At 69.6% G+C, this 13,093-nt stretch carries 13 protein-coding genes; 8 read left to right on the plus strand and 5 right to left on the minus strand.

The window, feature by feature from the left end:
- The first annotated feature begins 67 nt into the window (after window positions 1-67).
- Both AB2L57_RS06880 and AB2L57_RS06885 read left to right on the plus strand, forming a co-directional pair.
- Window positions 68-1,279 (plus strand): integrase, encoded by a 1,212-nt coding sequence (locus AB2L57_RS06880; RefSeq protein WP_409046856.1) that lies wholly within the window; start codon window positions 68-70, stop codon window positions 1,277-1,279.
- A gap of 159 nt (window positions 1,280-1,438) precedes the next feature.
- Complete coding sequence (locus AB2L57_RS06885) at window positions 1,439-2,008, plus strand: LemA family protein (protein ID WP_292809705.1); 570 nt, start codon at window positions 1,439-1,441, stop codon at window positions 2,006-2,008.
- Window positions 2,009-2,017: 9 nt separating this feature from the next.
- Here the strand turns inward: AB2L57_RS06885 and AB2L57_RS06890 are convergent, their stop codons facing one another.
- Window positions 2,018-2,914, minus strand: a complete 897-nt coding sequence (locus tag AB2L57_RS06890) for a hypothetical protein (RefSeq protein ID WP_292809707.1) — start codon at window positions 2,912-2,914, stop codon at window positions 2,018-2,020.
- A gap of 11 nt (window positions 2,915-2,925) precedes the next feature.
- Complete coding sequence (locus AB2L57_RS06895; RefSeq protein WP_292809708.1) at window positions 2,926-4,221, minus strand: winged helix-turn-helix domain-containing protein; 1,296 nt, start codon at window positions 4,219-4,221, stop codon at window positions 2,926-2,928.
- 118 nt (window positions 4,222-4,339) lie between these two features.
- Here AB2L57_RS06895 and AB2L57_RS06900 point away from each other — a divergent pair, with 118 nt between their 5' ends.
- Window positions 4,340-5,485: an AI-2E family transporter gene (locus tag AB2L57_RS06900; RefSeq protein WP_292809777.1), complete on the plus strand. Its 1,146-nt coding sequence runs from the start codon at window positions 4,340-4,342 to the stop codon at window positions 5,483-5,485.
- Complete coding sequence (gene ilvA, locus AB2L57_RS06905) at window positions 5,482-6,732, plus strand: threonine ammonia-lyase (RefSeq protein WP_409048396.1); 1,251 nt, start codon at window positions 5,482-5,484, stop codon at window positions 6,730-6,732. The genes AB2L57_RS06900 and ilvA overlap by 4 nt, the downstream gene beginning before the upstream one ends.
- A gap of 219 nt (window positions 6,733-6,951) precedes the next feature.
- Here ilvA and greA read toward each other — a convergent pair whose 3' ends face one another.
- Together greA and AB2L57_RS06915 are read right to left on the minus strand one after the other, a co-directional pair.
- Entirely contained in the window at window positions 6,952-7,443 is a 492-nt protein-coding gene (greA, locus tag AB2L57_RS06910; protein WP_292809712.1) for a transcription elongation factor GreA, read from the minus strand.
- A 105-nt stretch (window positions 7,444-7,548) separates the two neighbouring features.
- Window positions 7,549-7,944: a DUF4307 domain-containing protein gene (locus tag AB2L57_RS06915; RefSeq protein WP_292809714.1), complete on the minus strand. Its 396-nt coding sequence runs from the start codon at window positions 7,942-7,944 to the stop codon at window positions 7,549-7,551.
- Window positions 7,945-8,043: 99 nt separating this feature from the next.
- On the opposite strand from AB2L57_RS06915, the gene AB2L57_RS06920 reads away from it, so the two are divergent.
- Window positions 8,044-8,397, plus strand: a complete 354-nt coding sequence (locus AB2L57_RS06920) for a hypothetical protein (protein WP_292809716.1) — start codon at window positions 8,044-8,046, stop codon at window positions 8,395-8,397.
- A gap of 10 nt (window positions 8,398-8,407) precedes the next feature.
- On the opposite strand, the gene trhA is transcribed toward AB2L57_RS06920, so the two are convergent.
- Window positions 8,408-9,079, minus strand: coding sequence for a PAQR family membrane homeostasis protein TrhA (trhA, locus tag AB2L57_RS06925; RefSeq protein WP_292809779.1), 672 nt, complete (start codon window positions 9,077-9,079; stop codon window positions 8,408-8,410).
- Between the two features lie 113 nt (window positions 9,080-9,192).
- Here trhA and AB2L57_RS06930 point away from each other — a divergent pair, with 113 nt between their 5' ends.
- The 3 genes from AB2L57_RS06930 (at window position 9,193) to AB2L57_RS06940 (ending at window position 12,708) form a co-directional block, all read left to right on the plus strand.
- Window positions 9,193-9,978, plus strand: coding sequence for an isoprenyl transferase (locus AB2L57_RS06930; RefSeq protein ID WP_292809718.1), 786 nt, complete (start codon window positions 9,193-9,195; stop codon window positions 9,976-9,978).
- 25 nt (window positions 9,979-10,003) lie between these two features.
- A complete protein-coding gene (locus AB2L57_RS06935; protein ID WP_292809720.1) occupies window positions 10,004-11,128 on the plus strand; it encodes an aminotransferase class V-fold PLP-dependent enzyme in 1,125 nt (374 codons plus the stop codon).
- A gap of 290 nt (window positions 11,129-11,418) precedes the next feature.
- Window positions 11,419-12,708, plus strand: coding sequence for a PhoH family protein (locus tag AB2L57_RS06940; RefSeq protein WP_292809722.1), 1,290 nt, complete (start codon window positions 11,419-11,421; stop codon window positions 12,706-12,708).
- Window positions 12,709-13,093 lie beyond the last annotated feature (385 nt).

Raw genomic sequence — 13,093 nt, forward strand, 5'->3', positions numbered from 1 at the left:
CAGCTAAAAGGTCCGGGAAGGGCTGCGCGTGCCTCACGTAGGAATGTCCGCGTAGTTCCCTGGGGTGATGAGCAGGGAGTTGTCGATGGCGGCGCGCCGTGAGATCACGAAGAAGTTCGCCCGCGAGTATGCGAAAGCAGGCAAGGAAGAGAAGGGCCGGCTGCTGGACGAGCTTGTGCACGCGACAGGCTGGACGCGTGATCACGCGCGCCGCGCGATCCGTGCCGCGAACGCACGCAAAGGTGCCGCGCGCGATCAGCAGCGTAAGCCGCGTGAGCGGAAGTACTCCTACGATGCGCTCGTGGTGCTGCAAGAAGTCTGGCGGCTGTCCGGGCAGCCGTCGGGAAAGTACTTCGCGGCGATCATGGACGACACCCTCGAACGCCTCGTCCGCTTCCGTGAGCTCGGCAAGGTCGAGCAGCGGGTCACACCGGAGGTGCTGGACGAGTTGCGATCGATGAGCGCCGCGACGATCGACCGGTACCTGAAACCGCACAAGGACGCCGCCTACCCGGTCGCGGTCTCGGGCACGAAGCCGTCCCACATCCTGCGCTCTTCGATCCCGACGCGCACCAGCATGGACGCCCCGCTGACCGTCCCGGGGTTCCTGGAGCTGGACACCGTCGCGCACTGCGGCCACTCCCTCAAAGGCGAGTTCCTGCGCACCCTGACCGGCACCGACCCGGTCGCGGGGTGGACGATGCTGCGCACGATCCGCAACAACGCCTACGTGCACGTGCACGGCGCCCTGGAATGGATGGTGAAGAACGCGCCCGTCCCGGTCGCCGGGCTCGACTTCGACAACGGATCCGAGTTCATGAACTGGGGCGTGATCGCCTGGGCGGACAAGAAGGAGATCCCCGTCACCCGGGGGCGTCCCTACAAGCACAACGACAACGCGCACGTCGAGCAACGCAACGGCGACTGGGTCCGCAAACACGCGTTCCGCTACCGCTACGAGACCGAGGCGGAGATGACCCTGCTCAACGAGCTCTGGGATTTCGTGATGGCCCGCAAGAACCATCTGCTGCCCTGCGTGAAAGCGATCGACTGGACCCACACCGCAGCCGGCCGGAAGAAGCGCGTCTACGACAAGCCACGTACCCCCTACCAGCGGTTGCTCGACGCCGGTGTGCTCGACGAGAAGACCCGCGCCCGACTGGAGCGCGAGCATGCGAAGCTGAACCCGGCACGGATCACCCGACGGATCAACCAGATCCAGCAACAACTCATCGAACTCGCCGCCGCCCGCACCCAGGGCACCCGCCCCGCCGCCTGAGCTACGCGGACATTTCACGTGAGGCAAGCATCACTCACTCCCGGACATCTTGACGTGAGGCAAGACGGTCGGATGCGGATACTCACTGCTCTGCCAGGCCCGAGCGCGCCCTCCTCGGTACGATGAGAGAGTCCATGTCGACGCGCGCAGGAGACTCACATGTGGGAATGGCTCATCCCGGTTCTGATCGTCGTGGCGCTCGTCGTCTTCGCCGGCATCTACCTCTGGGCGACGTACAACTCCCTCGTGTCGCTGAACGTGCGCGTCGATGAGGCCTGGAGCGACATCACCGTGCAGCTCAAGCGCCGCGCCGACCTGCTGCCGAACCTCATCGAGGCGGTCAAGGGGTACGCCGCACACGAGAGGGCGGTGTTCGAGAACGTCACCCGCGCCCGTGCCGAGACCCTGGCGGCCGATTCTCCAGGGCAGGCGGGCGTCGCGGAGGGGCATATGCAGCGTGCGCTGAAGTCGCTGTTCGCCGTCGCCGAGGCGTATCCCCAGCTGCTGGCGAGTCAGAACTTCTTGCAGCTGCAGCAGTCGGTCGTCGACACCGAAGACAAGATCCAGGCATCCCGTCGCTTCTACAACGGCGGTGTGCGCGAGCTCAACACCAAGATCAAGGTCTTTCCGAACAACCTGTTCGCCCGCAACCTCGGCTTCCACGAGCGGGAGTTCTTCGAGGTCGAGAACGGTGCCGCGATCTCGGAACCGCCACGCGTGCAGTTCTGAGCCGCGAGCTCACCACACCTCGAGCACGAGCTCGTCGCCGACGAAGTCCATGCCGCCGCGCAGCATCCAGTTCGCATCGCGGTAGGTGAGGGATGCCGGCGAGCCGTCATGTGCGGTGCCCTCGACGGTGACGACCACATCGCCGCCGGAGGCGGTGAACGTCTGCGGGGCGGGATCGAGCGCCAGCTGGGGGCGAGTCTCGACGCGGTAGGAGAACCGCGTGACGGCGGCGAGATCGACGCCCCAGGGGATCACGATGCCGCACCGCGAGGGGATCTCGGTGCCCCCGGTCGTGCACTCATCGAGGTAGTCGTCGAACTGCTGCTGCGCCAGTGCCGCCGCGCCGGGGGAGAGGGTCGCATCGATGTGCACCTCGACCGGACGATCGCCCGCCACGACGGCGACGGACTCTCCGTCGATGAGCTCGGCGGGTGCCGCCCGCACCGGATACTCGGCGGGGAGGAGGGCGACCTCGCCCGCCGCGACGAAGGCATCGCCCACCTGCACCGCGTCGCCGAGGCTCGTGCTGACCCGGAGCGTCCCGAGATGGTCGGCGGCGAGCTGCCATCGCCCGGTGGCGCGGGAGAGCACGAAGAACAGCTCGCGGCGCTCGTCGCCCAGCTCCACCCACGCGCTGAATCCGTGGGAGTCATCGGATCCCGCGCCGTGATCCTCGAGCTCGACCGCGGTGACGAAGCCGCTCGCGCCCGCGAACGCGTCACGCACGGTCTGCGTGTCGCCCTCGAAGGCGCCCAGGTCGGCGAGAGCGTCGATGTCACCGGCGGCGAGCGCGGTGACGTAGTCGTCGGCGGCGTCCGCGGCGGAGGGCGTGAGTGACGACACCCACCAGGCCGCACCGATGCCCGCCAGTGCCAGTGCCGACACCGCCGCTGCGATCGCGATCACAGCGCCCCGTCTCACACGATCACCTGCGCGGCCGCGGGTTCGTCGGCTGCGGGTTCGACCGGCTGCGGATCGACGCGGTCGTGCCGTGCCGCGTCGGACATGACGCGGGCGAGATCGTCGACCGCGTCGCCCCAGCCTGAGATCGACACGCTTTCCAGGCCCTGCCACGTCGCGGCGTCGCGCAGCACCCCGGCGAGCGACTCGGCCGCGTGCGGGGGCGCGCCCGGCTCCCACCATGCGGACTGCACGAGCAGCCGCGACCTCGTGCGGTCGGCCTTCAGATCGACGCGTCCGACGACGTCGTCGCCGACGAGGACGGGCAGGGAGTAGTACCCGAAGCGGCGCTGGGCCGACGGCGTGTAGATCTCGATGCGGTAGTCGAAGGCGAAGAGGCGTTCGGCGCGCTCGCGGAACCAGACCATGGGATCGAAGGGTGTCAACACGGTCGCCGCCTCGACGCGGCGCGGCACCACCGCGTCGCGATGCATCCAGGCGGGCAGGGCACGTCCTCCGCGCTCCCACCCCTCGACCGCCACAGGCAGGAGCTCTCCCGCCTCGACGAGCTCTGCGATCGCCCGGCGCACCTCGCCCCGGCGACGCAGGCGCCAGTAGTCGTCGAGATCGGACTCGGTTGCAACGCCATAGGCGGCGGCTGCTCGCCGGACCAGCTCGCGCATCGCCTCGTCGCGCGCCACCGGCTGGACGTGGGCGGGGATGACATCGTGCGCCAGCGCGTAGCGGCGCTCGAACCCCCGTCGGCCCGCGATCGCGACCTCGCCGAACAGCCACAGGTACTCGAGGGCGCGCTTGACCTCGTTCCAATCCCACCACGGCCCCCGTGCGGCGGCGTGCGCGTCGCTCTCGATCTCGGCGGGACGCAGCGGCCCTCGCGACGCCAGCTCGGCGCGCACCCACTCCACCGTCGCCGTGTTCTCGGCGAACCATGTGGCCGGCCCCGCGTAGCGCGCACGGTGGTCGTCCATGCGGAACGCGAACAGCCCCCAGTCCTCTGCGGGGATGAACGATGCCACGTGCGCCCAGAACTCGACGTACGGGGCGCGACGCGCGAACAGCAGACGATCCAGGCGCCCGGTGTCGTACGGACCGAGTCGGGAGAAGAGGGGCATGTAGTGCGAGCGCGCGAAGACGTTGACCGAGTCGATCTGCAGCACGCGCATTCGCCGCAGCTCGGCATTCATGCGCCTCGTGCCGGGATCGCCCGCAGCGCTGCCGCCGGGTCGCGCCCCGAATCCCTGCGCGGCCAGCGCCGCACGCCGCGCCTGCGCCGCACTCAGGGTCTGCCTCACGCGCGTCAGCCTAGCCCCGGCCGCCGACACGGGCCCGGGAGCCGGGGGTGTCCGCGCGAGATCCTAGACTTGCCGGGTGAGCGAGTCCCCGCAGCAGCCGCGTCGGCGTTTGGCCGACATGCTTCGCGAGCGCACGGTCGTCAGCGACATCGCCCCCGGCATCCCTCGCGGTCTTCGTGTGGCGACGGCGTATGCGTGGCGCCTGCTCGTGATCGCGGGGGCGATCGCCGTGGCCATCTGGATCGTCATCCAGCTCAAGCTGCTCGTCGTCCCGCTCCTGATCGCGATCCTCGTCACCGCGCTGCTCTGGCCCGCGTTCACATGGATGCTGCGCCACCGCGTACCCCGCTGGCTCGCGATCGTGATCTCGGTGCTCGGCACGCTCGCCGTGGTCGCCGCGCTGTTCTGGCTGGTCATCTGGCAGGTGTCACGGCAGTGGGCGAGTGTCCAGGATCGCACGGTGGACGCGGTCCTGCAGCTGCGCCAGTACCTCATCGACGGGCCGCTGCACCTGACCGAGGGGCAGATCGACGACTGGCTCCAGCAGGCCTGGACCTTCATCCAGCAGCAGGCCGAAGTGCTGCTCTCGGGGGCGCTCGCGTTCGGATCGACGCTCGGCCACGTCGTCACCGGCGCCCTGCTGGCGCTGTTCATCCTGCTCTGCACCCTGGCCGACGGCGGCGGTATCTGGAAGTGGACGCTGCGGCTGTTCCCGCGAGAGGCCCGTCCGGCCGTCGACGGGGCCGCGCGCTCGGGCTGGGTGACGGTGGTCAACTACGCCCGCACGCAGCTGCTCGTGGCCACGATCGATGCCGTCGGCATCGGCCTGGGCGCTTTCCTGCTCGGGGTGCCGCTCGCGATCCCGGTCGCCGTGCTGGTCTTCCTCGGCGCGTTCGTGCCGTTCATCGGAGCGATCGTCACCGGCACCGTCGCGGTGTTCCTCGCCCTGGTGTACAACGGCCCCTGGATCGCCTTCTGGATGCTGGTGGTCGTCCTCGGTGTGCAGCAGCTCGAATCCCACGTGCTCCAGCCCATCCTGATGGGGTCCGCGGTCAAGGTGCATCCGTTGGCGGTCGTGCTCGTCGTGGCGGGCGGCGCGATGATTGCGGGCATCCCGGGTGCGCTGTTCGCGGTGCCCCTGGCCGCGTTCGTCAACGTGTTCGCCGTCTCGATCGGCTCGCGCGCGTGGGAGGATCCGGAGCGGGCCGTGCGCGGTGACCTGATCTGGAGCACGGTGCCCAGACCCCGAAGGAGTACCCGATGAGCGTTCCCGAGCCCCTCGTGCAGTCGATGCCGACGCTGGCGGAGTTCGAGGACGCGGCGGCCGAGCTGCACGGAGTCATCGGGCACACGCCGCTCGAGCTGTCGCAGCACCTCTCCGACGTCTTGGGGGTGCCGGTGCATCTCAAGCTCGAGAACCTGCAGCGCACCGGCTCGTTCAAGATCCGCGGCGCGACGTACCGTCTCTCGCGGCTCAGCGCCGAGGAGCGCGCGCGGGGAGTGGTGGCGGCATCCGCCGGGAACCACGCCCAGGGCGTCGCGCTCGCGGCGCAGGAGCTGGGGATCGCGGCGACGATCTTCATGCCGCTGGGAGTGCCGGTGCCCAAGCTCCTCGCGACCAGGGGCTACGGCGCCGATGTCATCCTCGAGGGGGCGACCGTCGAGACGCCGCTGCGGCTGGCGGCGGAGTTCGCCGAGCGCACGGGCGCCGTGTTGATCCCGCCCTTCGACCATCGCGACATCGTCGTCGGGCAGGGCACGCTCGGTCTCGAGCTGATCGACGATCTGCCCGAGGTCGAGACGATCCTCGTCGGGATCGGCGGCGGCGGGCTCATCGCCGGCGTCGCCGCCGCCGTCAAGGGGCGGGCCGCCGCAGAGGGGCGCACCGTGCGCATCATCGGCGTCCAGGCCGAGAATGCCGCGCCGTACCCGCTCTCGCTGCGCGCGGGTCACCCGGTCGAGGTCGAGACTCGGCCGACGATCGCCGACGGAATCCTCGTCGCGCGCCCCGGCGACATCCCGTTCGGCATCATCCGCGACCTCGTCGACGACGTCGTGACGGTCACCGACGACGACATCGCCCGGGCTCTTCTGGTGCTGCTCGAGCGTGCCAAGGTCGTCGTCGAACCCGCCGGCGCCGTCGGCGTCGCCGCGATCCTCGCGGGCAAGGTGCAGGCGCAGGGTCCGACGATCGCTGTGCTCTCGGGCGGCAACATCGACCCGCTGCTGCTGCAGCGCGTCGTTTCACACGGGCTGGCAGCATCCGGCCGGTACATGACGATGCGCATCCCGTTGCCCGATCGTCCGGGTCAGCTCTCGCGGGTGTCGGATCTCATCGCGCATGCCGGGGCCAACGTCATCGAGGTGCTGCACACCCGGCACGGCCAGGGACTGCAGATCAGCGAGGTGATCCTGCAGATCAGCGTCGAGACGCGCGGCGAGGAGCACAAGGCTCTGACCCTGCAGACGCTCAAGGACGCGGGCTTCGACCCCGTGGTCGTGCCCGACTGAGGCGCGGTCCTTCGCGCAGACTTGCGTGTCCCGATTTCTGTCGCTGTGGCGTCGATCGAGCGACAGATTGTGGGACGTGCATCCGGCCGGCCGCCGCGCGCAGACTTGCGTGTCCCGATTTCTGTCGCTGTGGCGTCGATCAAGCGACAGAAATCGGGACACGCTCACCCACGCGCACCAACCGCGAACCCGAGAGGGTGAGGCGCGGGATGCTGTCGCTCAGTCGCCCGCGTACGTCTCGACCTTGACGATCTCAACGGGCATGTCGCGGCCGTTGGGGGCGGCATAGGTCGTCGTGTCGCCCTCCTTCAGTCCGAGGATCGCGGCGCCGATCGGGCTCGCCTCGCTGTACACGGAGAGGGCCGAGTCGGCGGCGAGCTCGCGGTTGGCGAGGAGGAACCGCAGTTCGCGTCCGGCGACGTTTGCCGTGACGACGGTGCCCGGCACGACGGTGCCATCGGATTCGGGGGCATCGCCGACGACGGCGGACTTGAGCAGCTGCTGCAGGTTGCGGATGCGCGCCTCCTGGCGACCCTGCTCGTCTTTGGCGGCGTGGTAGCCGCCGTTCTCCTTGAGGTCGCCCTCCTCGCGGGCGGCCTCGATGCGCGCCGCGATCTCCTCGCGCCCCGTGGTGGCGAGGTGCTCGAGCTCGGCGGCGAGACGATCGTAGGCGTCCTGCGTGAGGAAGGTCACCGGGGCATCGTTCGACACGGTGTGCTCCTTCGTTCAGAAGTGGGTATCCGGGGGCGCCAGGCCCACCGACTAATCAAAACGCCCCGGCATCGTGCCAGGGCGTGTCGTGGTGTGGCTGAAAGCCTAGGTGACCCAGCAGGAGTTCACCAAACCCGTCGTCGCGCGCGCGAGCGTCGGCACGGTCTCGGTGAACGCCCGGGTGGCCTCGGCGGCGGGGGGCAGCACGATGACCTTCCACCCGACCACGCCGAACTCGGGATCGAGTGCCTCGAGGGCGCAGGCGATCTCCCGCCCCGTCGGCCCGCTCACCTGGAACGACACCGACACCGCGTGCTCGTCGACGACGGTGAACCCCGTGTCGTCGGCGCGCACGTCGTCGAGCGTCGAGCTGATCGTGACCCACGCGAGCGCACCCACGGCGAGCGCCGCGACGGCGATGACGGCGACCCACGCCGCGCGCCGGCGACCCGGGCGGCGAGTGCGGCCGTAGCGGTCATCGAGGTGTTCTTGCGCGGTCATCGGTCGATCCGGGGGAGAAGTTAGGCTGGAATCTCCAGGCTATGCGTTCGCGGAGGCCCCGACGTCACCGTCGCGGCGACCGTGCGGAACAGGACCCCGATGTCGTTCATCCCCTTCACCGTTCTCGGCGTCCTCGCGGCGACCCCCGTGCCCTCCCCGTCGCCCACGACACCGCCCGATGAGCTGGTGACCCCGGGCTTCGGAGGGTTCGCCGTGATCGCGGTGCTCGTGGTCGCGGTGTTCGCCCTCGTCTGGGACATGCAGCGGCGCATCCGCCGCACCCGGTACCGCTCCGAGATCGACGCCGAACTCGACGCCGAGCAGGCCGCCCAGGCGGATCGAGACGCGCGGCCCGCCGCCGACGGGCCTACCACGGGGGATGCCGCCGACCCGGGCACCGCCGCCGGCGAGGAGCCGCGCGGCCCGGGCGAATCCGGTCCGCCGCGCGGCTGAGACAGGACGACTAGGCGTTGTAGACGGGATTCAGCGCGATCAGCAGGGCTGCGGTCCAGTGGCAGAGGAACGCCAGGACCGTGCACACGTGGAAGATCTCGTGGAAGCCGAAGTGACCCGGCCAGGGGTTGGGCCGCTTGAGTGCGTAGACGACGGCGCCGGCGGTGTAGAGCAGCCCGCCGATGACGACGAGGATCATCATCGCGAAGTTGGCCTGCAGCAGATCGCCGAAGTACATCACCGCCGCCCACCCGAGCACGAGGTAAAGGGCCACGTAGAGCCAGCGCGGGGCACCGATCCAGAAGACCCGGAACAGGATGCCGAGCACGGCGCCGCCCCAGACGAGAGTGAGCAGCAGCATCCCCTTCTCGGGCGGGAGTGCCAGTACGGCGATCGGGGTGTAGGTGCCGGCGATCAGCAGGAGGATGTTGGCGTGGTCGATCCGCTTGAGCACGGCCTTGGTCTTGGGGCCCCAGGAGAACCGGTGGTAGAGCGCCGAGTTGCCGAACAGCAGCAGGGAGGTGGCCATGAACACCGCGGACGCCCACGTAGCGGCGGTGCCCTGAGCGAGCACGATGAGCACGATCCCCGCCGCGATCGCGACGGGGAAGGTGGCGGCGTGGATCCACCCGCGCCACGTCGGCCGGATCTCGATGCTCGCGTCGACGTCAGCCGCCTCCATGAGGGGAAGGGCGGGGACCTCCGGGGCTCGGGTGCGGGATCGACGGCGGCTCACCCCTTCAGGGTAAGCGCCCGTGCATGCCCCCGGCGGCACATGGCCGGTAGCGTAGGAGGGTGAGCACAGGCCGTTCGAACGAGGGACGCGGTCCCCTCTATCGCCTGTACATCAATCGTCTGCGCCGGCGCCTGCCCGGCGATGCGGTGCCGCACCACGTGGCGATGATGATCGATGGCAACAGGCGCTGGGCGCGTCAGCTCGGGTACGACTCGGCGGCGCACGGGCACCGCGCGGGCGCCGCGAAGATGCGCGAGTTCCTCACGTGGTGCGACGACGTGGGAGTGGGAGTCGTATCGCTGTACCTGCTCTCGCACGACAACCTGGCCAAGCGCGATTCGCGGGAGCTCGGCGATCTGCTCGAGATCATCGCCGAGCTCGCCGAGTCGCTCTCGCGCGAGCGCGACTGGCGCGTGCAGCACGTGGGTCGTTCGGCGAACCTGCCTCCCGAGCTCGCCGAGGTGCTCAGCGACGTGCAGGAGCGCACGCGGATGCACACCGGCATGCACGTCAACCTCGCCGTGGGCTACGGCGGTCGCAGCGAGATCGTCGACGCGGTGCGCAGCATCATCGCCGCACACCACGAGCAGGGCGGCTCGCTCGAGGAGCTGGCCGAGAGCCTCACCCCCGAGCAGATCGGCGAGCACCTCTACACCGGCGGTCAGCCCGATCCGGATCTTGTCATCCGCACCTCCGGTGAGCAGCGTCTGTCGGACTTCCTGCTGTGGCAGAGTGCGCACAGCGAGTTCTACTTCGTCGAGGCGCTCGGGCCCGACCTGCGCGAGGTCGACTTCCTCCGCGCGATGAGGGATTTCTCGTCCCGCGATCGGCGCTACGGCTCCTGACCGCGCCCGCTCGGCGCGTGCCAGAATGAGGCTCGTGAGCACGATCGAGCAGTACCAGGCGACGTTCGATCTCGAACCGGGTTACCTCGACTGGGCGGCCTTCGGCCCGCTCTCCCCGACGGTGCGCGAGGAGAGCGCCGCCGATCTCGAGCTGCTGGGCACCGGCCGCCGCTCGAGCATCGAGCATGTCGACGAGCACGCCGAAGCCGCCACAGGACTGATCGCGGGGATGCTGGGAGCCCGTGCCGACGCCGTCACCCTCCAGCCGTCGACCACCGACGCCCTGATGCACGCAGCTTTCGGTGTCACGGGCGGTGTCGTTCTCTCCCGCCTCGACTTCTCCAGTCTCACCGTGGCCGTGAGCCGGGCTGCGGAGGCGCTGCACGCGGCGAACGCGCAGTGGGTCGATCCGCCTGCGGGGTTCATGACCCCCGAGGTCGTGCGCGATGCGCTCACCCCCGAGACGCGGGCCGTCGCCGTCAGCCTCGTCGACTACCGCACGGGCTACCGAGCCGATCTCAGCGCGCTGCGCGAGGTCATCGGCGACCGTCTGCTCATCGTCGACGCCATCCAGGGTTTCGGTGTCGTCGAAGCCGATTACGCCGCGGCCGACGTGGTGTGCGCCAGCGGATACACCTGGCTGCGAGCGGGTCGTGGCACCGGCTTCGCCTGGTTCTCGGATCGGGCGCTCGAGCACCTCGTTCCCGTCTTCTCGGGTCGTACCGGCATCGTGCCCGGCACGGGTGATGTGCCGCCACCCGCGCACGCCGCATCCGCGTTCACGGTCAGCCCGCCGGATCAGATCGCCGCCGCGCGCCTGACCGCGTCGCTGCGCGAGGTGCGGGACGTCGGGGTCCCCGCGATCGAGCAGGCCCTGGCCGAACGGACGCGAGACGTGCTCTTCCTCGCGGAGCGTCACGGACTTTCCACCGTGACCCCGCGCGAGCCGTCGCGCCGCGCAGGCATCGTCGCCCTGGCACCGGACCCGGCCGATGTCGCGACCCTCGCCGCGTCGCTGTCCAATCACGGCATCACCTGCACGGTGCGCGCGGGCCTTGTGCGCCTGTCCCCGCATGTGGGCACCGGGGGAGACACTTTCCTGATGCTGGGCGACGCGCTCGCGGCCTTCGCGCAGGCGCGCTCCTGGTGAGCGCTCGCGGCACGTCTCATCGAATTTACCCCGCCGTAACCTGCCGCGGGCGTGTCGGATTGGCACCTCCGCGACCCGCGGTCGTACCTTCATCTCATCGGGCAAGGCGCCCGGTCGGGTCGGCCACCAGAGTGCGACTCGTAACCCTCGTGGTCGACTAGCGGATACCGGGGATCACCCCGGGTCGGGAGCAGGTTGTGACCACAGGGGCAGCGCGCCAGCAACACACGACGACCTCGCACGAGACGCGACACTCGCACGCATCTCACCGCCACGACGACACCGGGGAGTTGCTGCGCACGTACGTGCTCGACACCTCTGTGCTGCTGTCGGACCCGCGGGCGTTCTTCCGCTTCGCGGAGCACAACGTCGTCATTCCCGTCGTCGTCGTCTCGGAGCTCGAGGGTAAGCGGCACGATCCCGAGATCGGCTATTTCGCGCGGCAGGCCCTGCGCCACCTCGACGAACTGCGCGTCGAGCACGGACGGCTCGACTTCCCCGTGCCGGTGGGACAGGGTGGCACCCTGCGTGTCGAGCTGAACAACACGGACCAGACCGTGCTGCCCTCGGGCCTGCGCCTCTCCGACAACGACACCCGCATCCTCGCGGTCGCGATGAACCTCGCCCAGGACGGTCAGGAGGTCACCGTCGTCTCGAAGGACCTGCCGATGCGCGTCAAGGCGGCATCGCTGGGCATCCAGGCCGAGGAGTACCTCGCCGAGCAGGCCGTGGATTCCGGGTGGACGGGCATCGCGACCCTCGACCTCTCGGGAGACGAGCTGAGCGACCTCTACGAGAGCGAGGTCGGTGCGCACGAGAACGTGGCGGGCCTGCCGGTGAACACGGGCCTCATCATCCATTCCGAGCGCGGGTCGGCTCTCGCGCGGGTCACGGGGGAGGGCGAGTTCCGGCTCGTGCGCGGCGACCGCGAGGCCTTCGGCCTCCACGGTCGCTCCGCAGAGCAGCGGATCGCGATCGATCTGCTCCTCGACCCGGAGGTGGGCATCGTCTCGCTCGGAGGGCGTGCCGGCACGGGCAAGTCGGCGCTCGCGCTGTGCGCCGCGCTCGAATCGGTGCTCGAGAGGCAGCAGCAGCGCAAGATCATCGTCTTCCGCCCGCTGTTCGCCGTCGGCGGTCAGGAGCTGGGCTACCTGCCCGGCGATCAGGCCGAGAAGATGAACCCGTGGGGCCAGGCGGTGTTCGACACCCTCGGATCGGTCGTCTCACCCAACGTGCTCGAGGAGGTGCTCGAGCGGGGCATGCTGGAGGTCCTTCCTCTGACGCACATCCGCGGGCGCTCGCTGCACGACGCGTTCGTGATCGTCGACGAGGCGCAGTCGCTCGAGCGAAATGTGCTGCTGACGGTACTCAGCCGGATCGGTCAGAACTCCCGCGTCGTGCTCACCCACGACGTCGGACAGCGGGACAACTTGCGTGTCGGTCGGCACGACGGGGTCGCATCGGTCATCGAGACGTTGAAGGGCCATGGGCTCTTCGGGCATGTGACTCTGCAGCGCTCCGAGCGTTCGGCGATCGCCGCACTTGTGACCGACCTGCTGGAGGCCGGCGAGCTGGCCTGAGCCGCCCCGAAGCGGGGGGGAGCGCTGCTCCGCCCCCGCTTCGGCGTTCAGAGGGCATTCATGCGCAGGAATGAGAGAACTCTCATGCCATTTATCGGCATCTTCTCATGCCCGTTTGTCATTCTGTACATGCAAACTTCCATAGGCGCCCGCTCCGGCGGGTCAGGAATCCGCTTCCGGTCTCCCCAGTCCGGCCGGCGGATCCGAGAAAACCAATCCCGCCCCCTCCCAATCCGGCGGGATTGTCCCCCGAGGCCCGATCCCCCAGTACGAGGCCTCGCCCAGCCCCCGGTGTCCCCCAGCACCGGGGGCTTCTCGTATCCGCCGGCGTCGGCTGTGTGCGCCGTGCTCCCACGGCGACCTGCGTCTCTGCGCCGTCCGGCGC

It is taken from the genome of Microbacterium sp. HA-8 (assembly GCF_046111165.1).
Classification (GTDB): Bacteria; Actinomycetota; Actinomycetes; order Actinomycetales; family Microbacteriaceae; genus Microbacterium.